This is a genomic window from Planctomycetaceae bacterium (assembly GCA_021371795.1).
Lineage (GTDB): Bacteria > Planctomycetota > Phycisphaerae > Sedimentisphaerales > UBA12454 > UBA12454.
This window is the reverse complement of the sequence record JAJFVK010000006.1, coordinates 94,597-118,602: the sequence shown is the minus strand read 5'-3', so window position 1 is coordinate 118,602 and position 24,006 is coordinate 94,597. Positions and strand designations below refer to the sequence as shown.

General features: G+C 43.0%; 26 protein-coding genes and 1 tRNA gene. 10 read left to right on the top strand and 17 right to left on the bottom strand.

The window, feature by feature from the left end; all coding sequences use genetic code 11:
* Positions 1 to 5 precede the first annotated feature (5 nt).
* The 10 genes from LLF92_03055 to LLF92_03010 all read right to left on the bottom strand — a co-directional run bounded on the left by LLF92_03055 (position 6) and on the right by LLF92_03010 (position 8,642).
* Positions 6 to 320, bottom strand: coding sequence for a hypothetical protein (locus tag LLF92_03055; protein ID MCE5340091.1), 315 nt, complete (start codon positions 318 to 320; stop codon positions 6 to 8).
* A 42-nt stretch (positions 321 to 362) separates the two neighbouring features.
* Positions 363 to 1,754: an anthranilate synthase component I family protein gene (locus LLF92_03050; GenBank protein ID MCE5340090.1), complete on the bottom strand. Its 1,392-nt coding sequence runs from the start codon at positions 1,752 to 1,754 to the stop codon at positions 363 to 365.
* Between the two features lie 84 nt (positions 1,755 to 1,838).
* Positions 1,839 to 2,927, bottom strand: a complete 1,089-nt coding sequence (gene prfA / locus LLF92_03045) for a peptide chain release factor 1 (GenBank protein MCE5340089.1) — start codon at positions 2,925 to 2,927, stop codon at positions 1,839 to 1,841.
* 92 nt (positions 2,928 to 3,019) lie between these two features.
* Positions 3,020 to 3,262: a 50S ribosomal protein L31 gene (gene rpmE, locus LLF92_03040; GenBank protein ID MCE5340088.1), complete on the bottom strand. Its 243-nt coding sequence runs from the start codon at positions 3,260 to 3,262 to the stop codon at positions 3,020 to 3,022.
* Between the two features lie 245 nt (positions 3,263 to 3,507).
* Positions 3,508 to 3,846, bottom strand: a complete 339-nt coding sequence (locus LLF92_03035; protein ID MCE5340087.1) for a hypothetical protein — start codon at positions 3,844 to 3,846, stop codon at positions 3,508 to 3,510.
* Positions 3,843 to 4,316, bottom strand: coding sequence for a hypothetical protein (locus LLF92_03030; protein MCE5340086.1), 474 nt, complete (start codon positions 4,314 to 4,316; stop codon positions 3,843 to 3,845). Before LLF92_03030 ends, LLF92_03035 begins: the two co-directional genes overlap by 4 nt.
* A 1-nt stretch (position 4,317) precedes the next feature.
* The gene (locus tag LLF92_03025; protein MCE5340085.1) at positions 4,318 to 4,692 is read right to left on the bottom strand and encodes a hypothetical protein; all 375 of its coding nucleotides are present in this window, start codon (positions 4,690 to 4,692) and stop codon (positions 4,318 to 4,320) included.
* A complete protein-coding gene (locus tag LLF92_03020; GenBank protein ID MCE5340084.1) occupies positions 4,689 to 6,122 on the bottom strand; it encodes a type II secretion system F family protein in 1,434 nt (477 codons plus the stop codon). The genes LLF92_03025 and LLF92_03020 overlap by 4 nt, the downstream gene beginning before the upstream one ends.
* A gap of 7 nt (positions 6,123 to 6,129) precedes the next feature.
* Positions 6,130 to 7,323, bottom strand: a complete 1,194-nt coding sequence (locus LLF92_03015) for a type II secretion system F family protein (protein ID MCE5340083.1) — start codon at positions 7,321 to 7,323, stop codon at positions 6,130 to 6,132.
* Positions 7,324 to 7,481: 158 nt separating this feature from the next.
* Entirely contained in the window at positions 7,482 to 8,642 is a 1,161-nt protein-coding gene (locus tag LLF92_03010; GenBank protein MCE5340082.1) for a GspE/PulE family protein, read from the bottom strand.
* Between the two features lie 139 nt (positions 8,643 to 8,781).
* Between LLF92_03010 and LLF92_03005 the strand changes: the two genes are divergently transcribed.
* The gene (locus LLF92_03005; protein MCE5340081.1) at positions 8,782 to 9,333 is read left to right on the top strand and encodes a sigma-70 family RNA polymerase sigma factor; all 552 of its coding nucleotides are present in this window, start codon (positions 8,782 to 8,784) and stop codon (positions 9,331 to 9,333) included.
* Positions 9,330 to 9,818, top strand: coding sequence for a hypothetical protein (locus tag LLF92_03000; GenBank protein ID MCE5340080.1), 489 nt, complete (start codon positions 9,330 to 9,332; stop codon positions 9,816 to 9,818). Before LLF92_03005 ends, LLF92_03000 begins: the two co-directional genes overlap by 4 nt.
* 41 nt (positions 9,819 to 9,859) lie before the next feature.
* Here LLF92_03000 and LLF92_02995 read toward each other — a convergent pair whose 3' ends face one another.
* Positions 9,860 to 10,465: a hypothetical protein gene (locus LLF92_02995; GenBank protein MCE5340079.1), complete on the bottom strand. Its 606-nt coding sequence runs from the start codon at positions 10,463 to 10,465 to the stop codon at positions 9,860 to 9,862.
* Between the two features lie 199 nt (positions 10,466 to 10,664).
* On the opposite strand from LLF92_02995, the gene LLF92_02990 reads away from it, so the two are divergent.
* The gene (locus LLF92_02990; GenBank protein ID MCE5340078.1) at positions 10,665 to 12,434 is read left to right on the top strand and encodes a DUF4209 domain-containing protein; all 1,770 of its coding nucleotides are present in this window, start codon (positions 10,665 to 10,667) and stop codon (positions 12,432 to 12,434) included.
* Positions 12,435 to 12,685: 251 nt separating this feature from the next.
* Here LLF92_02990 and LLF92_02985 read toward each other — a convergent pair whose 3' ends face one another.
* The 4 genes from LLF92_02985 to LLF92_02970 all read right to left on the bottom strand — a co-directional run bounded on the left by LLF92_02985 (position 12,686) and on the right by LLF92_02970 (position 14,830).
* Entirely contained in the window at positions 12,686 to 12,823 is a 138-nt protein-coding gene (locus tag LLF92_02985; GenBank protein MCE5340077.1) for a hypothetical protein, read from the bottom strand.
* Positions 12,814 to 13,248, bottom strand: a complete 435-nt coding sequence (locus tag LLF92_02980; GenBank protein ID MCE5340076.1) for an Lrp/AsnC family transcriptional regulator — start codon at positions 13,246 to 13,248, stop codon at positions 12,814 to 12,816. Before LLF92_02980 ends, LLF92_02985 begins: the two co-directional genes overlap by 10 nt.
* 10 nt (positions 13,249 to 13,258) lie before the next feature.
* On the bottom strand, positions 13,259 to 14,377 hold the full coding sequence (ald, locus tag LLF92_02975; protein MCE5340075.1) for an alanine dehydrogenase: 1,119 nt from the start codon (positions 14,375 to 14,377) through the stop codon (positions 13,259 to 13,261).
* Between the two features lie 362 nt (positions 14,378 to 14,739).
* Positions 14,740 to 14,830, bottom strand: a tRNA-Ser gene (locus LLF92_02970).
* Positions 14,831 to 15,063: 233 nt separating this feature from the next.
* On the opposite strand from LLF92_02970, the gene gcvT reads away from it, so the two are divergent.
* From gcvT to LLF92_02945, 5 genes are all read left to right on the top strand, one after another.
* Positions 15,064 to 16,236, top strand: a complete 1,173-nt coding sequence (gene gcvT, locus LLF92_02965; GenBank protein MCE5340074.1) for a glycine cleavage system aminomethyltransferase GcvT — start codon at positions 15,064 to 15,066, stop codon at positions 16,234 to 16,236.
* Between the two features lie 157 nt (positions 16,237 to 16,393).
* Positions 16,394 to 16,771: a glycine cleavage system protein GcvH gene (gene gcvH / locus LLF92_02960; GenBank protein ID MCE5340073.1), complete on the top strand. Its 378-nt coding sequence runs from the start codon at positions 16,394 to 16,396 to the stop codon at positions 16,769 to 16,771.
* Positions 16,772 to 16,851: 80 nt separating this feature from the next.
* Positions 16,852 to 18,183 (top strand): aminomethyl-transferring glycine dehydrogenase subunit GcvPA, encoded by a 1,332-nt coding sequence (gene gcvPA / locus LLF92_02955; protein ID MCE5340072.1) that lies wholly within the window; start codon positions 16,852 to 16,854, stop codon positions 18,181 to 18,183.
* Positions 18,180 to 19,625, top strand: a complete 1,446-nt coding sequence (gene gcvPB, locus LLF92_02950; GenBank protein ID MCE5340071.1) for an aminomethyl-transferring glycine dehydrogenase subunit GcvPB — start codon at positions 18,180 to 18,182, stop codon at positions 19,623 to 19,625. The genes gcvPA and gcvPB overlap by 4 nt, the downstream gene beginning before the upstream one ends.
* 31 nt (positions 19,626 to 19,656) lie before the next feature.
* Entirely contained in the window at positions 19,657 to 20,907 is a 1,251-nt protein-coding gene (locus tag LLF92_02945) for an OFA family MFS transporter (GenBank protein ID MCE5340070.1), read from the top strand.
* Positions 20,908 to 20,931: 24 nt separating this feature from the next.
* Here the strand turns inward: LLF92_02945 and LLF92_02940 are convergent, their stop codons facing one another.
* Together LLF92_02940 and LLF92_02935 are read right to left on the bottom strand one after the other, a co-directional pair.
* Positions 20,932 to 21,561 carry an ATP-dependent Clp protease proteolytic subunit gene (locus tag LLF92_02940; GenBank protein ID MCE5340069.1) on the bottom strand — a complete coding sequence of 210 codons (630 nt, stop codon included), beginning with the start codon at positions 21,559 to 21,561 and terminating at the stop codon, positions 20,932 to 20,934.
* A 129-nt stretch (positions 21,562 to 21,690) separates the two neighbouring features.
* On the bottom strand, positions 21,691 to 22,380 hold the full coding sequence (locus LLF92_02935; protein ID MCE5340068.1) for an ATP-dependent Clp protease proteolytic subunit: 690 nt from the start codon (positions 22,378 to 22,380) through the stop codon (positions 21,691 to 21,693).
* A 241-nt stretch (positions 22,381 to 22,621) separates the two neighbouring features.
* Between LLF92_02935 and LLF92_02930 the strand changes: the two genes are divergently transcribed.
* Positions 22,622 to 23,017 carry a hypothetical protein gene (locus tag LLF92_02930; GenBank protein MCE5340067.1) on the top strand — a complete coding sequence of 132 codons (396 nt, stop codon included), beginning with the start codon at positions 22,622 to 22,624 and terminating at the stop codon, positions 23,015 to 23,017.
* Positions 23,018 to 23,024: 7 nt separating this feature from the next.
* Positions 23,025 to 23,933 (top strand): hypothetical protein, encoded by a 909-nt coding sequence (locus LLF92_02925; GenBank protein MCE5340066.1) that lies wholly within the window; start codon positions 23,025 to 23,027, stop codon positions 23,931 to 23,933.
* Positions 23,934 to 24,006: the final 73 nt, after the last annotated feature.

The window sequence follows — 24,006 nt, the reverse complement described above, 5'->3', positions numbered from 1 at the left end:
AATCCTTATGACATACAAAAACCCAAAAAAAGAAGGAACACGGCTACTACAATTCCCAATAGAGCCATGAAATCACCTCTTAGTTGTTTACGACTTTTGTGTATTTTATGGAGAGCTATTATGCCAGTGAGAATACTCGACAAAATAAAACCTATAAAACTTAAAACAAAGATAACAGGAGATACAAATTGGTGCTCTGGGAAATCTGGGAGAACCATTGCAAGAACTCCCGGCCAAAAGCTAATAAGAACTAATAGTGGCGACAAAATCGCAAGCCTGCAAAGTTTTGGTTTTGTTATGTTATTCTCTAATTCATCCATTTTTTTCTCTGTGCTCTCTGTGAACTCTGTGGCTAAAAATAATTATTCCTTTCTCTGCGGCTTACAAACCGCGTTTATTCCGGCAAGCAGGGCTTTTGCTTTTACAAGTGTTTCGTTCCATTCGGCCTGCGGGTCGGAGTCGGCTACGATTCCGCCGCCGGTTTGAACGTACGCCTTACTATCCTTTATAATAATGGTTCTTATCACGATATTCAAGCACGCATTGCCGGCCAAATCAATCCAGCCAATCGAGCCGGTATAAAGGCCTCTGGCGGTCGGTTCGAGGGCGTTTATTATCTTCATCGCGCTGACTTTCGGCGCACCGGTTATCGAGCCGCCGGGAAACATCGCCAAAAGGCAATCCGTAAAATCCATCCCCTTTTTCAGTTTTCCGCTGATTGTCGAAACAGCGTGGAAAACAGTTGAGAATTTTTCGATGTCTCTTCTTTTATCAACTTTGATCGTTCCGGGCTCGCAAATTCTGCCCATGTCATTTCGCTCAAGGTCGATTATCATATCCAACTCGGCTTTTTCTTTTTCGTTATCGACAAGCTCGCTATGATTCTTTTTATCAGCTTCCTCATCGCCGGTTCTCGGTCTTGTGCCTTTAATCGGACAGGTTGTAATAATAAAGTCTGGATTCCCGCTTTCGCGGGAATGACACATAATGTTTATAAATAATTCAGGCGATGCGCTGACGATTTTGTAATCGTCCGCACCAATGTACGCCGAATATGGGCTGGGATTAAATTTGTTCTGCCAGAGGAAAAGTTTAGAAGCTTCGGAATTAAAATCCGCTGTGAAACGCTGTGAAAAATTTATCTGGTAAACATCGCCGTCGTAAATATGCTTTTTAGTTTTATTAATCGCGTCAAGATAATAATCCTGCGTCATATTAGAAACCGTAGGGGCAGACCTGCGTGTCTGCCCATCAGGCGAACACATAGGTTCGCCCCTACAATTTATAACATTTTCAAGTTTTTTTATCTTTTCTTGGCCATCGTCATCAAACTCTATCGCGAAAAGATTGAAGCACTTCTCCAAATGGTCGAAGCAAATTACCTTATCATAAAAACACAATCGTATCAAAGGCAGGCCGATGTCATCATTTTTACACGATGGGACATCTTCGACAAATCTGTTCAGGTCGTAACTGAAAAAGCCAATCCATCCGCCGGTAAAAACGCCGTCGATGCCCTTTTCGAGTCGGTATTTGCTCAAGACCGTTTTCAAATTCTCGAACGGTTTTTCGTCGTGATTATTAAATTCAAAAATTTCGACAGGCTCTGCGCAAAAATAACTGTACCGGTTTCTTTCTGAAACAAAATCAGCACCGCCGAGGATTGACGGATTGGAAAGAGATGAATAATATTTAACTAAATTTTGTAAACAAATATGCGACTGAACAATTTTAGAAACCAGACGACAATTCATATCTCATTATCTTCTACTTACCCATCGCTTACCCCAACGCGGGGTTTCCGCTGCGGCTCCAACGCTCCGGGCTCTGCAGCAAAATTACAAACTTTCAAGTCTTAGCTTTTTATCGTATTCGACTAATCCGGCGATAAGGTCTTCCATGTCGCCGGCCATAATTTTATCGAGATTATACAGCGAAAGATTAATGCGGTGGTCTGTAACGCGATTCTGCGGATAATTGTAGGTTCTGATTTTTTCGGAACGGTCGCCGGAGCCAATCATAGTTTTTCTTGTCTTTTCGCGTTTTGCGGTTTCAATACTCCGGTAATGCTCGAACACCCTGCTTCGCAGCAGACGATACGCCTTGGCGCGGTTCTTGTGCTGACTTCTGTCCTCACGCATATTTACTGTTATGCCTGTTGGTTTATGCTCAAGTTTCACGGCACTGTTTATTTTATTAACGGCCTGTCCGCCGGGACCGCCTGCCCTGCTGACAAACTCATTGATATCGGCAGGATTCAACTGAATGTCAAGCTCTTCAGCTTCCGGCAACGCCGCGACTGTAACCGCCGAGGTGTGAACACGTCCCTGCGTTTCAGTTTCCGGCACTCGCTGCACTCTGTGGCCGCCGCCTTCGTAACCGAAATGCGTCCAAACGCCGGAGCCTTTGATATTAAACACAACTTCACGGAACCCGCCAAGCTCGTTTGTGCTGAAGTCCATAAGCTCGACTTTCCATTTCTTCTTCTCGGCGTAGTGAATATACATATCGTATAAATCACGCGCAAACAGAGCCGCCTCATCGCCGCCGGTGCCTGCGCGAATTTCCATAATGATTGAGCCAACCGCAGCGTCGTCAGACATAACAAGCGAATCTTTTATCTGTTCAAAAAGCGTTTGCCTTTTTTCCTCCAGACCTTTTAAATCTTCCGTCGCAAGCTGCTTGAATTCCTCATCAGCAGCAGGGTCGTTTATAATCGTTTGGGACTGTTCGATTTCAGAGACAAGTTTTTTATATTCTCGATAGCTTGTAACGACAGATTTGAGCTTGCCCATCTCTTTTGAAACCGGAATCAGTTTCGCATGGTCCGACGCTATCGCCTGGTCATTGAGCTGCGCTTCGAGCTGCAAGTACCGGTCGTTAATCTCGTCTAATTTTTTTATTACTGTCGTGTTTGTGTCTGTCATTTTTCAGGCCAAATAAATACAAAAAAAATACGCTGCCGATACATAATCCGTATGATTAAGTTCAACAGCGTAAATTGTTATCTAAAGAAAAACTATTTTTCTTTTTTTGGTGCCTTTTCGTCTTTTGGTGTCATATAGCTCTGGCCATATTTCTTCTGAAATCTTTCGATTCGGCCGGCTGTATCAAGGAACTTCTGCTTGCCGGTATAGAAAGGATGGCACATTGAGCAAATGTCAGCGTGAATGTCCTTGGCAGTACTGCGTGTCTCAAAAGTGTTTCCGCAGCCGCATTTTACCTTTGCAACCTGATATTTTGGATGTATGTCTTTCTTCATTTTGTCACCTTAATTAATATAAAGCTAAGTATTATATAGTTTTTTTCGACTATTGCAAGAGTATTAACAAAAAAGCATAACTTTGCACATAATCTCTTATTTTCAAAACACTTACAGCAATAGGCAAGTGTGAAAATCAAAAATCAAAAATTAAAAATTAAAATGACATATTAAAATGTAAAAATAGTTATCCCGAAGGGATTCCAAAATTTTGATGTTTGATATTTAATTTTTGATATTGTACTTTATGGGATATAATACTTCTTAACGCTTGTAAGTTCTCGTGTTCCTCTTTTGCAGAAAACGCTGATTTCAGCCAGTCTGTCGGCTTCGATTTTTATGCTCATTTTCGCTTCTTTCCATGCCAAACCTGTCGTGTCAGGTTCAATCGTGTCGCCTTTTGGGAAATTATTGACCGCCGCAAGAGCCAGACCGCTTGAAATCAGATTCTGTTTGTCGGCCTGAAGCAGAGCGTTGTTGGTTTCAATCGCGATAAAATTCGACGTGCTGTTGAGAATGAGAAATTCAGTCCCCATCAGAAAAAGAATCAACATAACCGAAAGCAGAACAAAACCTTTTTTCATTTTACCGCCTCCGCCTGCACGCCGGCGAAAAAGACATACGAATTTTCCATTTTTTTATCAACGCCATTGTACCTTGCAGCCCCGACATATTTGCTAATCTCCACGGCATAGCCTTTCCCGTCTTTTTGCCAGACATCCCAGTCAACTTTCCCGGCCTTCATATCCCATTGCATTTCATCCTCGCCGCTGCTGCGGATTATTTTGCCATCATTAAAAACGTAATTAATCGTTTTGCCATTTTGCTCAATCACAAGTTTACCATCTTCTGTTTTGGCCAACGCAGCCGCGGCATTGATATCATGTTTTATAAACTGCATAGCATTGAGAATGCTCGTATTATATTGTACGAATTGCAATGATTGCGGAATATTCCACATAACGACTTTAGTCAATCTGCTTATCGGCAGAGCGATAACCGCCATTATCGCCATCAGCACCAAAAGCTCCGTTAATGAATAGCCTTTTTTCATTTTAGTTTTTCTTTTCCGCAAAGTATCTCGCCATTTCGATATGAGCCTGTTTTTGACCGCTTTGCTCAACCGCTTTTACTTTGACTAATTTCAACCCCTGCCATTGGCCACTGCCTTGCGATTCTTCGATATTGATTTTCACCTTCGGCCACAAGCGTTTGTTTATTTCATCACTAATCGGCGTGCCTGTTGCTGAAATACTGTCAAGCTGCGCCTGCGCGGCTGAAATACATCTTTGTTTGGCGAACAGATACTTATTAAAATTGCCGAAAGTTTTCAGCCCAATCGCCATACAGACCATAATCGTGCCAAGCAATGCCATGGCAATCATCGTTTCGGCCATTAGCGAACCATTATTTTTAAATTTCTTTTTCATACAAAATTTGAACATGCCGTAATAATCTCAACCATAACCGCAACAACCGAATAATTAACAAAACCAACTACGCCTCCAAGAAGTATCGTTACACACGGCAGCAGAATGAATCTGGCAAGATTAACCCTGAAGCTATAATTAGTACGATAGACATTTTCGAGCATTTCAAGAACGTTTAACGTATTTTCCGAATTTTGGTCAAAAGCAATCGCAAGCGACGCAGAAAGCCCCGCCTGTTTTAGAGATTTCGCGGGATTTTCACCCGCTTCGACGAGCCTTAACCACTTTTTTAATTTTCCCCTGTACCGGCAATTCACATCAAGCTCGATTGTATTTCTTATCGCCTGATTGAGCGTGCTTCCGGAGTTAAGCGAAATTTTCAAAACTTCCACAGTCTGCAAATTCGAGTAATTATTTTCAAACCAGTGTACCATCGGCAGATGCCATTTTATAAAATCACCAATCCGTGAAAGCAGACGCGGCCTTTCAGTCCTGCGAGGTCTGAACCGCACCGTGCTATAAATAACTGCTGTAATAAATAATATCCCCAACATTATCGCCCATCCAAAGTTGAAACATACATAATTCGAGATTTTAATAAGAAGCATCGTGGATTTCGGCAGACTGCCGCCTGTCATATCTTTGATTACGGAGCTGAATTTCGGAATTATAAACACCATAAGTCCGACAACAATAAACGTCATACATATTAATACAGCGATAAAATATGTAGCCGGATATACAGGTCTTACACTTTTGCGGTCTTCTGCGTTTTCGAGCAAATCCTTTTCAATAGTCTCAATAACTCGCGGCAACTGATTCGTCTTTTCGCCGGCAGCTATTAACGCGGTTATCCTTGCCGGGCAGTTCCTGAAGCCCCGTTTAATCGATTCGCTCAACGAATAACCCTGCAAGAGCCATTTTGAAATTTGCCGCAGGATAATCGAATGTTTGTATTTTAAGTTTTCCGCCGCAGACTGCAACGCCATAGGAAGCGGTAAATTCTGCCTCATACTGGCGCCGATTGTCGAAATGACATAAGCAGTTGTATAATTTTTTCCAGTCCAGTTCGCACCTATTAAATAACCACAGATAATGCCCAGCAATCCGATAAAAACCGTACCTATCGGGAAAGACAAGATAAAAAGGCCGATTGTAATTCCCATAGTTAAAACAATTGTGAAAGCCAGTTTCGCAGCCCTTTTCGGCCATGGAACAATATCGGTTTCATGCGGTCTTACAATTATTGCCAACAGTGTTGTGAAGAAAATCAACAAGGATGTAACCGCCTCCAAACCAAGGTCATGACTTGCGAATACTATAAAGAAAAACGACACCGCAATTGGCATTGTGATAATCGCCAGCCGCGGCGTTTTGTAACCGAGGAAAACATACAGAATAAGAACAGACATAATCAGCATCAAAAACATTTTTATCTCACATCAGCGAAGTAATAATTCTGCACATCGGCAAAAAAATACTTAATACTATCATTCCAACTAATCCGCCGACAACCATCAGCATCAGCGGCAGCAGAATAGCCTCCAATCTGGCCTGACTGCACCGCACCTGCTCGACATACATCTGGCCAAGACTATGCAGATTGTCCTCAAGCTCATTCCGCTGCGAACCTAATTGTATCGAGTAAAGAAACAGTTTTGGAATTATTCGGCAGAACTGCCCCGCCTGCATAATATTTGTGCCTTTTTCGATTTGCTCGGCCAAAAATTTTGTCTCAAAGATAAGATTCTGGCTTCCCGAAGATTCGGCACTTAATCGCAGGCAACTGGACATATCGGTTCCGGCGGCAATCATCGCGGCCATAGATTCAGCCATCTTCGCCATAATACTGCTGTGGTATAGTCTGCCAAGGACCGGAATGCTCAACAATACCGATTCCTTCATTTTTCTTATTGCAGAATTCGGCGACACCAAAACGTTCAATGTTATTATCAGCCCCGTTAAAATTCCAACGCCTATCCAGAAAGGAATAACATATTTCGGTATTTTAAGCACAACTCTTGTCAGGCTTGGAAGCTGCCCGCCGGTCATATCTTGTAATATATTTGAGAATTGCGGAATAACGAGCAGAAACATAAATGTTATTATTACTGATGCCATCGCAAAAATTACCGCTGGATACGCAATAGCTTCAAAAATAATTTTTCGCGTCTGATTCGACATTTCAATGTGCCGATTCAGATTCGTCAGCATTTGGCTCAATCTGCCGGTTTCGACACCTGCTTTTAAAATCCTGCCGTAAAGCGGCGGAAAATATTTTTGCCTTTTCTCGAACGCTTTTTCAATGCTCTCGCCTCGTTCAAGTTCGCTTGCGATGTCCTCAACCAATTTTCGCATTTTGCGCGAGCCGATGTCCGCCGACAGTTCGCGCAAGCCTCTTTCCAAAGGCACACCCGCTTTTGTAATCGAAGCAAGCTGCTGATTGAAAAGCAGAAATTCATCCCTGCTGATGGAAGTCTTCGGCCCTTTGAGTTTCGCCTTCTCAATCGAGTTGACGGTCAGCTTCATATCCTTCAAAAGCTGCTCGGCCTCGGCAGGTGATGCCGCTTCGATTGTGCCGCACATCAGCCGATCATTCGCCGCTAAAGCATCATATTCATATATAGCCATATTTTCACTCCAACTATTTTCTGCCACTAAGACACAAATAAATTTAAGATTGAAGAATGAAGAATGAAGATTAGAGGAACGCCTGCGGCGGAATATTTATAAAAATCTTCAATCTACAATCTTCATTATTCAATTTCATAGTTTCTTCGCGGCTATTTTTATTCTATTACTCCGCAAACTCTGTTCAGTTCATCCATCGAAGTAACGCCCTGCTCGACAAGTCTTTTGCCGTCGGCAAGCATATTCGTATGCCCTCTGTCTTTGAGTATCGCCTCAAGCTGCTCAAGGTCGTTACGCTGGGCAATCGCTTTTCGCAACTGACTGTCAAGCTCGACGATTTCCGCAATCAGTGCCCTGCCTTTATAACCGGTATTAAGACAGCTTTCGCAGCCGATGGACTCATAAGAATTTTTACCGATTTGTTTTTTGCATTTATCACAAAGCCTGCGGACGAGCCTTTGATTCAATATCGCCGTTACGCTCGATGTAATCTGATAAGGCTCGATTCCCATTTCCAAAAGACGCAGGAAACCAGCCGCCGGCGTTGAACTGTGCATCGTACTCATTAAAAAATGGCCGGTCAGCGCAGCTTCAATCGCAATCTTCGCAGTCTCGGCATCGCGTATTTCGCCAATCATCAAAACCTGCGGGTCTTGCCGCAAAAGCGAACGCAGCGCGGTCGGGAACGTCATTTCGCCATAAGGCGTAATCTGAACCTGCGTTACGCCATCGACTCTTATTTCGACCGGGTCTTCGAGCGATACGATGCTTTTGCCGGGAAACTTCTCCAGTATATATCGCAGCAGCGCAGCAAGCGTTGTGCTCTTGCCGCTGCCGGCCGGGCCGGTGAGAAGAAATAATCCCTGACTTTTAAACGCAATTTTCGTAAGCGTATTAAAAATATTTTTTGAAAAACCAAGCTGCTCGATTTCCGTCAGGTTTTTATGCTGATAAAAAATCCGAACAACCGCTCTTTGGCCGTGAATTGTCGGAAAAATCGCCAGCCGTTCATCGGTTACGTTTTTGTTCTGCGAATTGACCTCAATTCTGCCTTCCTGCGGAATATCGTTACGGTATGTCAAAAGATTGCCAAGCACTTTCAGGCGGGCAATGATATTTTCGGAAAACGCCTTCGGAAGCGTTTCAACAGTATTTAAAACGCCGTCGAGGCGGTATTTCACGACCAGACCATTCTCTGTCGGCTCAAAATGCACATCGCTTGCCCCAGTTTCGACCGCACCGGCCATAAAGCCGTCAACCAGCGATACCGCATCCTGCGATTGGCCTTCAGCTTTCCTATTTTTACCTTTTGAAACCATAAATTCTCCGAAACCAATGATTTAGACGCACCGGCAGGCAAAACGTTATTGAAAAAATAAAAATTTCCAAAAATTTTGTATTTTTCCCGATTTTTTGGTAACATAGTATCAGCCTGAACGTCTTAACTGTTGAAAACTAATGTTAAGCAAAGCTCAAAGCTATAAGTTGTTGTGGGATTTTGCGATACCTGACACGCTGAATGCGTCCCAGCAATGGGTGCTGCCTGCAATGCAGTCGTATGGCGAACAGTTAATCACTATGCTTTGGCGAATCCTCGGCAACGAACAGGACGTCTGCGACGCGTATCAGGACACATTTCTGCACCTTGCTCATTACGACCACGGCGAAAAACCAAACAACATCAAAGCCTATGTCTTCCGCTCGGCAAGCAACACCGCGATTTCGTTTTTAAGAAGGCGAATGCTCGAAAAGAAAAATCTGCCTCAACTGGCCGCAACCAAAACGGAAGAAGCTCAAACAGTCGATATGGATTCCAACGCTTTGCAGCAGCAGCTTCGCGATACTATTACAAAATTGCCAGACCTGCTGCGGGATGTCGTAACGCTGCACGATTTGGCTGAACTTCCTTATGCGCAGGTCGCGAAAATTTTGAGTATAACCGAAGGCAGCGCCAGAGTATATCGGCACAGAGCGGTACAGTTATTGGCGGTTTGGATGAATAAAATATGAAATTTAAAAATACAATTTATTGCAAAGACATACGAAGCAGACTGAACAAAATCGTCTCCAGCTTAATAAGTATGGATGCCGTCTGGGTTCAGAATCATATTGCCAACTGCCCGAAATGCCAAAGACGCCTTGCCTCGCTTGGCAAAGTCTATCTTGCATTGTCGCTGCTCAAATCTCGTCCGCACCAGCTTGATTTATTGAAAGCCGCGAATGTGCAGACAATAGACACTCTCGCTCATTCGGTGCGTCATACCGCAAAAGCTGAAAAATTGAGAATTGCCCGGCCGGACATTAAATTTATGGAAAAAATCGCACCGCTCAAAAGCTCCATCGCCAACATGGCTGCGTGTTTTGCGATTCTGTTCCTGCTGAAAACCGGAATCTTCACCTCAATCGAGAAATTCCAGAACACCGGCGAAAAAGCACTTCATAATTATTACGAAAAACAACTCGGTCAGGAATACTCCGACGAAATCTTCTCGTAAAATAACCCGCCGAATGAATCGGCGAGCTAACGATGCAAAAACTATTTATTAATTACTAATTGAGACTTGAAAACCTTACCTGTCAGATAATCGGTGAATTGCGTTTTTAGCGTAAGTTCTTTTTCTTTACCGGCCAATTTATCGCCGGCGTCAAAGTCCAGTTTATAATGCGTTGACATCAGCGAGCTTGTCCATTTCTTTTTCAATTCTTCAGGCGTTACTTTCCATTGCGCAAGCATCGCGTTTTCCGGCTTGGCGTTCAAATTCCAAAGTTCGACATTGACTTCCCCTGCCGCTTTGACAGCATCGCCCATATCGTCGATTGGCTTCAGATACACAACCAGCCTGTCTTTCTTCTTTGTTGTATCATTTGTATAGAGTCCGCTTTTGGATAAAAGCTCAACCGCATTCAGTGTTGACAGCGCAGAAGTCCTTGCTTCTTTGTTTATGCCCATTAAGCCTTCGACCTGCTTTGTAAGCTGCGCAACTTCGTCAGAAAGTTTCGCGTTAGATTTTGCGGGAGCCTTTGTTTCTGTTGTCGATTCAGCCTTCTGCTTTTCCTGACAGCCGGCAAACGGCAGAATACAGAATACAGAAGTCAGCAGACAGAATATGATTTTGAATTTTGAGTTTTTAGTTATAGCCATTTCAAGATTCCTTTCTGAATGCAATATATTATCGGCAGGGAATCAGAATTGTCAACTATATATATCTGCGATGTTTCAACGCAAAAAACAGAGCCCTGACAGTAATGGAGGGGTAATTATCTCGTCTCCGAGATTCGTTTTCCCTTTGCCTTTTCTCCGTTTTCCCGCTATAATTCACTCATTCCCTTGAGGAGATCATATGGTGAACGAAATTGAAAAAGTTTTATCTGCATTTGAGAATGCAACAGACCCTTTCGATGAACATGAAGTAAGCGAAGCGGTAAGAAAGTTGCGTAAAAAAGACGATAAATCTGAGCCTCCAATGGAATGGCTTGCTGAGTACACGGCATTTGATTTTTATGAGGATGGCTCAGAACAAGGAAGCGTATGGGGGATTTATTTCGGTCCAATGATGTCGGGGAAGGATAAAGATGGAACAACATGGGAAATTCCTAGTCTGAACCAAGTAACACCTGAAATACTTGATTATTGGTACAATCGAGCAAAACAAGCAAAACATCCCATATTAAAAACTCGTTATGCAACACTGGTTTGGGAATTTTCAAAACACGTAACTAATAAGCCTGCTGATATCACAATGGCACATATTTGCATTGACAGTGTAATCGAAATGGCAAAATTGCTGTGCCATAAATATGAAAGTAATGTTATTCGGAAAATAAAATATGCTACCAAATTAGCAATTAGTATAAATGATAAAATCCGCTCAAATCAACTCCGTGATACAATGATTGATTTTGAGGGTAAGATTGCTGACGATTCTAAACGTGGCTTATGGGGGTTTTCATTTGATACTCTTTTAATGAACAAAAAAATTAAATTGGTCGACGAACAGGCGAAAAATATTATTGATGACCTCGAAACTAGGCTTGACCGTGTATCTAATTTTGACAACAAAGAATCATTTGACCCATTCGCTGCAGAATCTGCTGCTATTCGGTTAGCACAATATTATCGCAAACAAAATAACCCGGACGACATCAAGAGAGCTTTGCTAAAATATGGGGGCGCATTTGAAAAGATTTCTAAAGAAGCTTCTGGTCTTTTAGCTATCACCTGGTTGCAAAAGGTTGAATCGATATATAGAGATTTCGGCCTTAAAGATGAAGCTGATAAACTACTAAATATTATTCACAATCGCGGCCCCGATGCTCATAAGGATATGAAGCCGATTTCAGTTAAGACAGAAATTCCTCGGGAAGAAATGGATAATTATGTCAATGCAATGACTGCCGGAGAAATTGATAAAGTAATGACTATGATAGTAATTCAGTACATTCCTAATAAAAGTGAAACTCAAAAAGAACTAAAAAATACCTCTAAAAATTTTCCTCTTTCATTTCTGTTTTCAAACGCCTTACAAGACCATAATGGCCGTACTATTGCAAATATAGGCTCACTTGAAGAAGACATAGATGGTCATATTATTATGCAAATTGCTCAAGATATGCAATTTATTTCTATATTTCTTCGCAATGTATTACATAAATTTAAGGAAAAGTTCTCTATTTCGTCTGATAGCATAATCGGAAAATTATCTGAATCGCCTGTATTTACAAAAGAAAAAATGAATATCGTCAAAAGAGGTTTAGATGCATATTTTAATGAGGATCATCTTGTTGCCATACATTTATTAATCCCGCAAGTCGAAGATGCCATAAGGAAATTATTAGAATTAGCTGGTGGGACTATATCTAAGCAAAATCGTTATGGCGGATACGATTATAAAACCTTTAATGAGATACTCAGAGATGATGTTATAGTTCAATTGCTTGGAGAAGATGCTGTTTTATATTTCCGAGTTTTATATACAGACCCTCGTGGATGGAATCTGCGGAATAATGTTTGTCATGGAATCAGTTTACCAAATCAATTTTGTGTCCAGATTACAGACAGAATATTTCATTCCTTATTATTCCTTGGTCTAATCAGAGAACGAAAAGAATAAATAGTATCCGCTTGCCCTGCCGTCAATTTTTGTATTTTGATAAAAAAATCCATGCGAGATTTACCCGCCTATGGAGGGGCACTCCTCATTCGACGTTAAACGTTGAAAGTTGAATGTTCAATGTTCTTGAAGCCCCTTTCGGGGAACGTTAAAAACAGGTTTCACCAAAGACAGACTCTTCAATTGAGAATTAAAAATTCAAAATTAATAATTTCTTTGTGCCAGACTATCTCTGCGGCCAATTGAAATCTTCAGGCCATCGCGAATAAGCCCTTTATGATGACCGCGGCAACTTCAATCAGGGCGGCGCGGATGTAACGGAAATCACGCCGCAGGTGCTGCAAAAATAGCAGACCGGAAAAATGATTTCTGTAAAATTTTAAATCCATTTTCCGATGGATTTTAGCACTACAAATGTTTCTGTTTTGGAAATTCCTTTAATCGCAGACAGTTTATTTGTAAGGAACTGAATTAACCCCTTATTTGAATCAACCAATACCTCTACCAATAAATCATAACGGCCTGAAAGGATAGCAACAGATATGACGTTTTCAATCTGTGAAATCTCGACGGCCTTCTGATTCAACAGTTTGCTTTCGGAAACATTTACAGTAATCAAAGCCAATTCCTGATTTTCGAGCGTTTCAGGATTCCGCAATGCTTTGATTTTTAAAATGCCGTTTTCCTGTAATTTCTTGAGACGCTGACGCACGGCACCTTCAGAAAGCCCCAAATCTCTGGCGACCACACTGTTGGGAACAGAATTTTTCGAGAGCTGATTTATAATTTTCCAATCTGTACTGTCCGGCTGCATATATATATCCTTAAGAATCTAATACTGAATCCAGTGGAGTATAGGTCAGCCCCAGTCCCTGTGCAACATTATTATAAACACATTTTCCATTATATACATTTACACCTTTGGCAATATCCTGATTCATTCGGCAGGCTTTTTCAAGGCCGTGTTCGGCAATCATCAGGCCATAACGCAGTGTTGTACTTGTTAATGCAATGGTTGACGAGAGAGCTACTGCACCAGGCATATTCGCAACGCAATAATGAACTACGCCATCAACTGTATAAACGGGGTTGTCGTGTGTCGTCGGTTTTGTTGTTTCTGTGCAGCCGCCCTGATCTACGGCGATATCGACAATGACAGCGCCCTTTTTCATTTTTTTCAAGTGAGCCTTTTTGATAAGACGAGGCGCTTGTGCACCGGGGATTAATACTGCTCCAATTACAAGGTCGGCATTTTGTAAAACGGCATCGATATTTGCTTCGTTGCTGTATAACGTTGTGATGTTACAGCCAAATATATCATCGAGATAAGCCAAACGGTTGGAATCAATGTCGAGAATCGTAACATCTGCACCAATACCTACGGCGATTTTGCACGCATTCAGGCCCGCGACGCCTCCGCCCAGTATTGCAATGCTTCCGCGTCTTACACCCGGCACTCCGCCAAGCAATATGCCGCGGCCGCCAAACGGTTTCTCAAGATATTTTGCACCTTCCTGAATTGAGAGCCTTCCTGCAATTTCGCTCATCGGCTTCAGACATGGCAGCAGACCTGTCGGAGTTTCAATTGTTTCGTAAGCTACGCCTTTTATTTTCTGTTTGAGCAGCGCAAGCGTAAGTTCCTTTGAAGCGGCCAAATGAAGATAAGTGTATAAGATTTGTCCCTCGCAGAATAAATCATACTCTTCCGGCAGAGGTTCTTTGACTTTGATGATCATATCGGAATCGGCAAATATTTTCCGCTTATCGGAAATGATTGTTGCGCCTGCGGCGGCGTATTCACTGTCTTCAAATCCGGCATTAATGCCTGCTTGTTTTTCAACGAAAACTTTATGACCTTTCGAACAATACACTCTTACACAAGATGGCGTTGCACCTACTCGGTACTCATGTGTCTTGATTTCTTTGACAATTCCTATTTTCATACCAAATTCCTTAAAAAATCATGTGTATCTGCTGATTGTACTCGTAAAACGTATTTTTTATAGTAAATTATGCTAAATTAGTAAAAAATATCTTTAAAAATACGAAAATCGAACAAACCCACACATAATCATCACGAAAATAAGACAATTATTGCATATCAATTCCAATCTATCGTAGCGCGTAAGAGTCTTTTCGCGGATAGAAATTTTCTTAAAAAGTCTATTTTTTTAGATGCACGCAGGTTGCGAAGTGAGACACAAAGGTATGAGGTAATAAAATTTGGTGGAAAACTATAATGAGGCTCTAATGAGTCTCTTAATCCGTTGGTAATCAAGAGCTTAACTAATGGCTCTCTTTAAAACGGAGAGGGCGAGATTCGAACTCGCGGTACCAGCGTTCACCGGTACGACGGTTTAGCAAACCGTTACCTTCAGCCACTCGGTCACCTCTCCAAATCATTGACAATTAATAATTTAGAATTACTAAAATAATCGCAAATCACGGTCATTTCGCAGTAACTTTACATAAAACAAGGCAATATTGCAAGAAAATAAGAGCCAAGATTTGTGGGCAATTAAAAATAAACAATAATCCCTAAATATTCAGCACCTCTTTATGCGTGAAAAACGTTGACATTTGAATAATTTTGCTTAGATTTATCACTATTCTGCTAATAAGGATAAATGTGGACAAGAAAACTGTTTTATTTGACAAGCACGCGGCTCTTGCGGCCAAGGCTCAAATTGTGCCTTTCGCCGGCTGGATGATGCCGTTGTGGTACAAATCCATCAGCGAAGAGCACTCGGCCGTTCGCAAAACAGCGGGACTTTTCGATTGTACCCACATGGCGTTTTTGAAAATCACAGGCAAAGACGCAATGAAGTTTCTGAACCTGCTTGTTACCAACGATGTCCCGAAATTGAAGCCAGGCAAAGCACAATATGCTTATGTTCTGGATTACGCAGGCGATATTATCGATGATGTGATTGTTTATTGTATCGCTGACGATAATTTTATGCTCGTCGCCAACGCTTCCAACGAACAGAAAGTTAAAGACTGGATTGCGAAAGTCAAGCAAGGACAAATCGAAGTCGCTGACCTCAAAAACGCTTCTTTACCCGATGCCAGAGTCGATATGGCTCTTCAAGGACCTGCAGCGGTAAAGTGTCTGGAAAATATTTTCGGCGTTGATGTAAGCGGAATGAAATCACTGTCTTTTATTTTCGCGAAGAAAAATGATCTCGATGTAATTATTACTTCGACCGGTTACACCGGCGCAAAAGTCAGTTACGAAATTTTCGTGCATCCGAATAAAGCTGCGAAACTTTGGGATATGATTCTCGAAGCGGGAAAACCGCTGGGTATTATTCCGTGCGGGCTTGGCTCGCGCGACAGTTTGCGAATTGAAGCGGGATTGCCATTGTACGGCCATGAGCTTGCGGGCGATTTTAATATTTCGCCTTTCCAAGCGGGTTACAGTTGGGCGGTAAAACTTCAAAAAGAAAACTTCATCGGTAAAGACGCGATTGCGAAAAAAGTAAACTATGAAACCGAAGTCGCGAGATTAAAATTTGACGGCGGCAAAGGCGTTCGGCCAATCAGGCAGCTTGACGGCGTTTTAAATGAAGCAGGCATTTGTATCGGACACGTTTTAAGCTGTGCTACGGCAGGCGGGACGCAAATTGTTCTTGCACTGATTAAAAAAGAATATAACGCGGCAGGAAAACCTGTCGGCATTTATTATACCGCCCGAAACGCAGGACACATCCAGCAGGGCAGAAAAGAAAAAGTAAATATCGGCGATAAACTTACCGCCGATATTAAAGGAATGGCAGCAGAACGATTCGAAAAATTTTAAACGTTAGCCACAAAGACACTTATAAATTGAAAAATTGAAGATTGTAGATTGAAGATTAATATAAATATCACGCCGCAGGCGTTCCTCAAATCTTCATTCTTCAATCTTAAATCTTAAATAAATTCGTGTCTTGGTGGCTAAAAATAAGGAGTAAAAAATGGTACCAGGAAATCTTTTTTATACAAAAGACCACGAATGGGTTGAAATTAACGGCGGCACAGCGACAATCGGCATCAGCGACCACGCTCAACATTCACTTGGCGAAATTACTTTCGTTGAGCTTCCCTCGCTGAACAAGAAATTAAATGTTCACGATGTTGCGGCTGTTGTTGAAAGCTCAAAGGCGGCAAGCGATGTTTATAGTCCTCTGGCGGGCGAGGTCGCGGAAGTTAATGAAGAATTATCCTCAAAGCCTGAACTTATTAATCAGGATTGCTATAAAACAGGCTGGATTTGCAAATTGAAAGTTTCAAAGCCTGACACGAAACATCTTATGAACGCCACACAATACGAAGAATATCTTAAAACGGTATAAGCGTAAAGCGTATCTCGTGAAGTGTATCTCGTTTTTTTTCGCTTCACGCTTCACGAATAACGAAATACGAAAGGTAAAAAATGTCTTTCATAGCCAACACACCCAGCCAGCAGAAACAAATGCTGTCTGAAATCGGTCTTTCAATGGATGGTCTGTTTGCCGATATTCCGAAAGAATTTCTGACAAAGGAATTTAATCTGCCTTCGGGAATGAGCGAGTTTGAAGTTCGCAACAGACTCGCCGACCTCGCCGATAAGAATCATATCGATTTGACTTGTTTCCTCGGCGGCGGTTTTTACGACCATTTTATCCCCTCGGCTGTTTACGCGCTTATCAGCAGGAGTGAATTTTATACTGCTTATACGCCCTACCAGCCGGAGATTTCGCAGGGTACCTTGCAGGCGATTTTCGAGTATCAGTCTTTGATTTGCAGGTTGACTGAAATGCAGGCTTCAAACGCTTCGCTTTACGATGGTGGAACGGCTCTTTATGAAGCGATGATGATGGCGCTGCGAATCACAGGCAGAAATAAAATTCTAATCGATGACAGCGTCAATCCTATTTACCGTGTAATGATTCAGTCGTACACGAAGAATTTGAATATTGATTTGGAACAAACGAAAAACGAACAGGGACTTGTGAACAGAAAGGCTCTGCTGGAAAAACTTGACGATGGTACCGCGGCAATAATCGTACAGAATCCGAATTTCTTCGGCTGTGTCGATGATTTTACGGATTTGGCCGAAGCCGCTCACAAAAAAGGCGCACTGCTGATTGTTTCATGCTACCCGATTTCGCTTGGCATTTTGAAAACGCCCGGCGCAATGGGCGCTGACATCGTTACCGGCGAAGGCCAAAGTTTAGGATTGCCGATGAGTTTTGGCGGGCCGTATCTTGGATTCATGGCGACGAAAAAAGATTATGTTCGGAAAATGCCGGGCAGAATCGTCGGCAGGACAAAAGATAATCAGGGCAGAACTGGATTTGTTTTAACATTGCAGGCGCGTGAGCAGCACATTCGCCGCGACAAGGCGACCTCGAATATTTGTTCCAATGAAGCACTTTGTGCGCTGACGGCTTTAGTTTATTCTTCGCTGCTTGGCAAAGATGGATTGAAACAAACTGCGCAGTTGTGTGCGGACAAGGCGAGTTACGCATGGCAGAGATTGACTGCGGTAAAAGGCGTGAAATCTAAATTTCAGGCGAAATGGTTTTTTAATGAATTTGTGATTGAACTTCCGGCCAATGCCGCGGAGGTTGCGGGCAAACTGATTGAAAAAGGGTTTGCCGCTGGCTTTCCGTTGAGCAGGTATTACGAAGGAATGGAAAATTCGCTGCTGATTGCCGTAACTGAAAAGCGAACTAAACAGCAAATTGGAATGCTCGCCGAAGCACTGGAGGCTGTACTATGAAACTCATATATGAAAAAAGCGTTGAAGGTCGTCATGGCGTAATGCCGCCCGCGAGCGATGTGCCGACAACTATTCATATTAAAAAAGAATTATTGCGAAATTCTGATGCGAAACTGCCGGAGTTGAGTGAACTTGATGTTGTTCGGCATTTTACGGAACTTTCGCGCAGGAACTTTGGCGTTGATACAAATTTCTATCCGCTGGGTTCATGTACGATGAAATATAATCCGAAAGTCGCCGAGCGAATCGCGGCGTATCCGGGCTTTGCACATCTTCATCCGTTACTGCCGCAGTTGCGAATGGGCGGAATGCTTACGCAGGGTGCGCTTGAAGTTTTGTATGATATGGATAAATATCTTTGCGAATTGACTGCGATGGCAGGCTTTACAATGCAGCCGATGGCCGGCGCTCACGGCGAACTTACCGGCATTATGATTATGGCGGCCTATCACCGCGACAAGGGAAATAAAAAAACAACGGTTCTGATTCCAGACAGCGCACACGGGACAAATCCGGCAAGCGCAGCGATTGCGGGCTACAAAGTTGTTTCTGTGCCTTCCGACAGCGAAGGTATGATGGATGTTGAAGCGTTGCGAAAAATGGTTAATTCTGAAACTGCCGGCCTGATGCTGACTTGTCCGAACACGCTGGGCATTTTTGAAAAGAATATAAAAGAGATTTGCGAAATTATTCATTCGGTTGATGGTCTTTGTTATTATGACGGCGCGAATTTGAACGCGATTGTCGGCAAGGCTCGGCCGGGCGATTTTGGTTTCGATATTATGCACATAAATCTTCACAAAACTTTCGCCACACCTCACGGCGGAGGCGGTCCCGGCGCGGGGCCGGTTGGCGTTGTGAAAAAATTAGTCGATTTTCTGCCGGTGTCTATTGTTGTGAAAAGAGACGACGGAACATTTGCGCTCGAATATGACAGGCCGAAGTCGATTGGTTATATCGCGCCGTTTTACGGCAACTTCGCGATTATTCTGCGGGCGTATGTTTATATTCTAATGCTCGGCAAAGAAGGTTTGAAAGCTGTTTCGGAAAACGCGGTTCTGAACGCAAATTATATCAAAGAAAAACTGAAGGATTATTACGATTTACCTTTTGGGCAGACCTGCAAGCACGAATGTGTTTTCAGCGCTGAAAGACAAACGAAAAACGGCGTTCATGCAATCGATATCGCCAAGGGTCTGATTGAAAGAGGTTTTCATCCGCCGACAGTTTATTTTCCGTCGATAGTAAAAGAAGCGATAATGGTTGAACCGACGGAAACAGAAAGCAAAGAAACGCTCGATATATTTATTAATACAATGATTGAATTAGCGAAGCTGGCGAAAAATGAGCCGGAGAAATTGAAAGCTGCGCCAATCACAACACCTGTTGGAAGATTGGATGAAACCGCGGCAGCGAAAAATGTTGATATAGCGGAAATATAAGCACAGAACATAGAATAAAACGGAGTAATACTTGAAAAATAGATGGTTGATTGCATTAAGCGCGGTTGGTATTCACATTTCCATCGGTTCGGTTTACGCATGGAGCGTAGCGGCAAAGCCGATTATGAATATTTTCGAATGTAAATTGTCTGATGTTACGCTGACTTTCGCGGTCGCGATTGCTTTTCTTGGATTAAGCGCAGCGTTCTTTGGTCACTTTGTTGAAAAATATGGACCGAGAAAAGCCGGCACACTGTCGGCCTGCTTCTTCGGTGTCGGTGTTATTTGTGCAGGTATTGCAGTCAGGTTTGAATCGCTGCGTCTGTTATATTTATCTTATGGAGTGCTCGGCGGAATCGGTCTCGGCACAGGATACATTACGCCGGTATCGACTTTGATAAAATGGTTCCCGGATAAAAGAGGAATGGCGACGGGCATTGCGATTATGGGGTTCGGCTTCGCGGCGTTTATCAGCAGCTTCGCAATGAAAAAACTCATGTCCATCGAATCAATCGGTGTTGAAGGTATGTTTTATGTTCTTGGCGTAATATATTTTGTTGTAATGTTCATCTCGGCACAATATTTAGCTCCGCCGCCACAAGGATGGATGCCTGCCGGTTTCAAGGCGAAATTAGATAACGGAACAAAAAAAATCAAAGCTGACCTTTCGCAGCTAACGGCAAATGAAGCCGTCAAGACCGCGCGGTTTTATTTTCTGTGGGTGATGCTGTTTATTAATATTTCCTGCGGCATAGCGATAATTTCGGTTGCCTCGCCGATGGGGCAGGAATTGGCGGGCTTGTCAGCAGCGGCAGCGGCAGGAATGGTCGCGATAATCGCGTTGTTCAACGGGCTTGGCAGAATCGGCTGGTCGAGCGTTTCAGACCATATCGGCAGACCGGTAACGTGGATGCTGTTCTTTGTGATTCAGATTGTCGCGTTTTTGGCACTGCCCCGCATTACAAATCCCGTTCTATTTCAGGCTGTAGTATTTTTAATTATGACCTGTTACGGCGGCGGGTTTGCATCGGTGCCTGCGTATATCAGCGACCTTTTTGGCACCAAACAGGTTTCCGCGATTCACGGTTATATTTTAACGGCGTGGTCGGCTGCGGGTATTTTCGGGCCGATGCTGCTGGCTATGGTAAAAGACAGAACACAAAGCTATTCAGCAACATTATATATTTTCAGCGGTTTGTTCGCGGCGGCTTTGATAGTCTCAATTCTGCTGACGGTCAAAATTCGTTTGATTCGAACTAAAAATCTTGCAGCGGGAATTTAAAAAATCTTCGTGCCGCGCCGGCCATTAATCTTCTTGGGGCCTTTCCACTGGCTGCGGAGCTTTCTGCAGGATTTCGTCCGCAAGGCCGTACTCGATTGATTCATGAGCTTCGACCCAGCGATTTCTGTCGCAGTCGGCTTCGATTTTCTCTACCGGTTTGCCGGTGTGATGTGAAAGTATTTCATATAATCTGCCGCGCAGGCGGAGAATTTCCTTGGCCTGAATATCAAGATCGGTTGCCGGCCCTTCCAGAATGCCGCTGATTAACGGCTGATGCAAAAGGATTCTGCTGTTGTTGAGCATATATCGTTTGCCTTTAGCGCCTGCGGTAAAGAGTATCGCGCCCATGCTGGCGGCCTGTCCGACGCAGTATGTCGCAACCTGGCAGCGAAGGAATTGCATTGTGTCATAAATCGCAAGACCCGCCGTTACGCTTCCGCCCGGCGAGTTGATGTAGAAGTTGATATCGGTTTTGGAATCTTCATTACTCAAAAACAGCATTTGAGCGATGATAAGGCTCGCGGATTCATCATCGACCTGCCCGCCGAGGAAGATGATTCTGTCCTTGAGCAGTCTCGAGAAAATATCATAAGAGCGTTCGCCGCGTCCGGTTTTTTCCACTACTATCGGTACTAAATTTTGATTTAGTGTCATCTGTTTTCCTTTATTTATCTCTGTGAGCTTTATCGTTAAAAAATAAATGCCTCTGTGTTCTCTGACTTCGGCGAGCTCAGTCGAGTCGTGAACTCTGTGGCTAAAAATAAAATTTAACTCTGTGGCTCATTATTTATTTTCTTTTTTCTTTTTATCTTTTTCATCAATGGTTTCGTGCAGCACTTCGTCAATCAAGCCGTAATTTTTCGCTTCATCTGCTGTCATATATCTGTCGCGTTCTGTTTCAGACATAATTTTTTCTATCGGCTGACCTGTGTGCTTCGAAAGAATTTCGTTAATAACTCTCTTTGATTTGAGAATTTCTTCAGCCTGAATTTTGATATCCGAAGCCTGACCGGTTACGCCGCCCCACGGCTGGTGGAGCATAATTTTTGCGTGCGGGAGAGCATGACGTTTGCCTTTTGCACCGGAGCCCAGAACGATTGCCGCACCGGACGCCGCACAGCCGATGCAATATGTCGCGACCGGCGAGCCGATGAACTGAATCGTATCGTAAATCGCCATCGTATCGTCAACGCTTCCGCCCGGCGAATTAATATACAAACTAATTTCGCTTCCGCGTTTTTGATTATCAAGATACAACATCTTCATAATTACCGCAGTTGCCATACTATATTGAATTTCGCCAATCATAAATATGATGCGATTTTCCAGCAGCATATCGTCCAGCGTCATTTCACGTGTCCGCTGATACTGCATCTGCACCCGTTGCCCGGCCTGTTGGCCGGCATCACCAAAACCGTTAATGATTGACGGATTATTTGTTTTTATCAGACCTTTATGAGTCTCAAACATCATTTTTTCCTTAAAGACAGTTACTTTAATAAGCCTTTATCGGCTTTTTTTTCCTTTAACTTCGCGTTTTTTTCGCAAATCTCCAGCATTATCAACATCCTGAAAATTTCGTCAATAAAATAACTTTTGGGAGGGTTGTGTAGGATGCGAAAACAATAGTATCTGCTATTATTTCGACTGGATTTATATGTGATATAAGGTATAAATAAAGGCAGTCTAAACAAAAAAAAACACGGAGGAATTTATGATTAACATCAAAGATTTAGGAGCCGTTGGAGATGGAAAAGCCGATAACACAGCCATTTTTAACAAAGCAATCCCAAAAGACTCCAAAATTATCGTTCCTACGGGTACATATCTTACCGGCCAGATTCGCCTGCGGTCAGGAGTTAACTTACACCTTGAAAAAGACGCAATAATCCTTTTCACAGATGATTTTACCCACTTCCGCCCTGTTAAATCCCGCTGGGAAGGCGTTGAATGTTACGGTTATTCGCCGTGCATTTACGCCGAAAATCTTCAGGATGTCTCAATCACTGGCGATGGAATCATCGATGGCAACGGCACACGTTGGCATGAGAAATTTAAGCAACTAAAACAAGGCGATAAAAAACCCGTTACCGCTTTGCGCTTTGGATAACGAATTTATGAAACTCAATACAGGCATCGACCTTTCAGACTGCGGCGGTGGCGGAATCGGTTCATTCTTTTTCAGACCGCCGCTGATTCAATTCAACAACTGCCAAAACGTCCTGCTCGAAGGCTTCACAACCCGCAACTCCCCTTTCTGGAACACACACATACTCTATTGCAAAGACGTAACAATTAAAAACGTAACATTCCAAAATCCCGACACCGGCGTCAACGGCGACGGCTTAGACATCGATTCCTGCAACGGCGTTAATATTTTAGATTACAACTTCGATGTAAATGACGATTGCCTTTGCTTAAAATCCGGAATCGGCAAAGACGGCCTGCGCGTCAATAAACCGTGCGAGAATATCGTTGCGAAAAACTGCAATATGCTTCGCGGCCACGGCAGCATAGTTATGGGTTCGGAAACCGCCGCCGGCATTCGCAACATCGAAATATCAGATTGTGTTTTCCACGGCACAGACCGAGGCATAAGACTAAAATCACGTCGCGGCAGAGCCGGCACAGTTGAAAACATTACGCTTAACAATATCACAATGAACGGCGTCGGCTGTCCGATTGTTATGAATCTATATTATGAATGCGGCGCAAAGCCGGAGGAAATTCCGTATCTTTCAGACCGTAATTTCCAGCCGGTCACAAATACTACTCCGCACGTAAAAAATATTAAAATTACAAACATTACTGCAAACAATGCGCAATCCGCGGCATCTGTTTTTATTGGCCTGCCTGAAAGCCCGATTGAGAATGTGCTTTTCGATAATGTGAAAATCACGATGGCAAAAGACTGTAAACCGTTCCGTCCCGCGATGGCGTTTGGAACCGAAGCTATGAAAGGCCAGGGTCTGATTGCCGATAACGTGAAAAATTTCATTCAGCGAAATACCTGTATTGAGTCATAAATTACATGGAACGCTGAGCGTGAATTTTTAAATTACAATTCCATCGTTTAGCCGTTTCCGGAACGGAAACGTA

Bases quoted from the DNA above. Each gene is read 5' to 3' on its own strand.
- LLF92_03055 (MCE5340091.1), bottom strand. From the start codon at position 320: ATGGATGAATTAGAGAATAACATAACAAAACCAAAACTTTGCAGGCTT.
- LLF92_03050 (MCE5340090.1), bottom strand. From the start codon at position 1,754: ATGAATTGTCGTCTGGTTTCTAAAATTGTTCAGTCGCATATTTGTTTA.
- prfA (MCE5340089.1), bottom strand. From the start codon at position 2,927: ATGACAGACACAAACACGACAGTAATAAAAAAATTAGACGAGATTAAC.
- rpmE (MCE5340088.1), bottom strand. From the start codon at position 3,262: ATGAAGAAAGACATACATCCAAAATATCAGGTTGCAAAGGTAAAATGC.
- LLF92_03035 (MCE5340087.1), bottom strand. From the start codon at position 3,846: ATGAAAAAAGGTTTTGTTCTGCTTTCGGTTATGTTGATTCTTTTTCTG.
- LLF92_03030 (MCE5340086.1), bottom strand. From the start codon at position 4,316: ATGAAAAAAGGCTATTCATTAACGGAGCTTTTGGTGCTGATGGCGATA.
- LLF92_03025 (MCE5340085.1), bottom strand. From the start codon at position 4,692: ATGAAAAAGAAATTTAAAAATAATGGTTCGCTAATGGCCGAAACGATG.
- LLF92_03020 (MCE5340084.1), bottom strand. From the start codon at position 6,122: ATGTTTTTGATGCTGATTATGTCTGTTCTTATTCTGTATGTTTTCCTC.
- LLF92_03015 (MCE5340083.1), bottom strand. From the start codon at position 7,323: ATGGCTATATATGAATATGATGCTTTAGCGGCGAATGATCGGCTGATG.
- LLF92_03010 (MCE5340082.1), bottom strand. From the start codon at position 8,642: ATGGTTTCAAAAGGTAAAAATAGGAAAGCTGAAGGCCAATCGCAGGAT.
- LLF92_03005 (MCE5340081.1), top strand. From the start codon at position 8,782: ATGTTAAGCAAAGCTCAAAGCTATAAGTTGTTGTGGGATTTTGCGATA.
- LLF92_03000 (MCE5340080.1), top strand. From the start codon at position 9,330: ATGAAATTTAAAAATACAATTTATTGCAAAGACATACGAAGCAGACTG.
- LLF92_02995 (MCE5340079.1), bottom strand. From the start codon at position 10,465: ATGGCTATAACTAAAAACTCAAAATTCAAAATCATATTCTGTCTGCTG.
- LLF92_02990 (MCE5340078.1), top strand. From the start codon at position 10,665: ATGGTGAACGAAATTGAAAAAGTTTTATCTGCATTTGAGAATGCAACA.
- LLF92_02985 (MCE5340077.1), bottom strand. From the start codon at position 12,823: ATGGATTTAAAATTTTACAGAAATCATTTTTCCGGTCTGCTATTTTTG.
- LLF92_02980 (MCE5340076.1), bottom strand. From the start codon at position 13,248: ATGCAGCCGGACAGTACAGATTGGAAAATTATAAATCAGCTCTCGAAA.
- ald (MCE5340075.1), bottom strand. From the start codon at position 14,377: ATGAAAATAGGAATTGTCAAAGAAATCAAGACACATGAGTACCGAGTA.
- gcvH (MCE5340073.1), top strand. From the start codon at position 16,394: ATGGTACCAGGAAATCTTTTTTATACAAAAGACCACGAATGGGTTGAA.
- gcvPA (MCE5340072.1), top strand. From the start codon at position 16,852: ATGTCTTTCATAGCCAACACACCCAGCCAGCAGAAACAAATGCTGTCT.
- gcvPB (MCE5340071.1), top strand. From the start codon at position 18,180: ATGAAACTCATATATGAAAAAAGCGTTGAAGGTCGTCATGGCGTAATG.
- LLF92_02940 (MCE5340069.1), bottom strand. From the start codon at position 21,561: ATGACACTAAATCAAAATTTAGTACCGATAGTAGTGGAAAAAACCGGA.
- LLF92_02935 (MCE5340068.1), bottom strand. From the start codon at position 22,380: ATGATGTTTGAGACTCATAAAGGTCTGATAAAAACAAATAATCCGTCA.
- LLF92_02930 (MCE5340067.1), top strand. From the start codon at position 22,622: ATGATTAACATCAAAGATTTAGGAGCCGTTGGAGATGGAAAAGCCGAT.
- LLF92_02925 (MCE5340066.1), top strand. From the start codon at position 23,025: ATGAAACTCAATACAGGCATCGACCTTTCAGACTGCGGCGGTGGCGGA.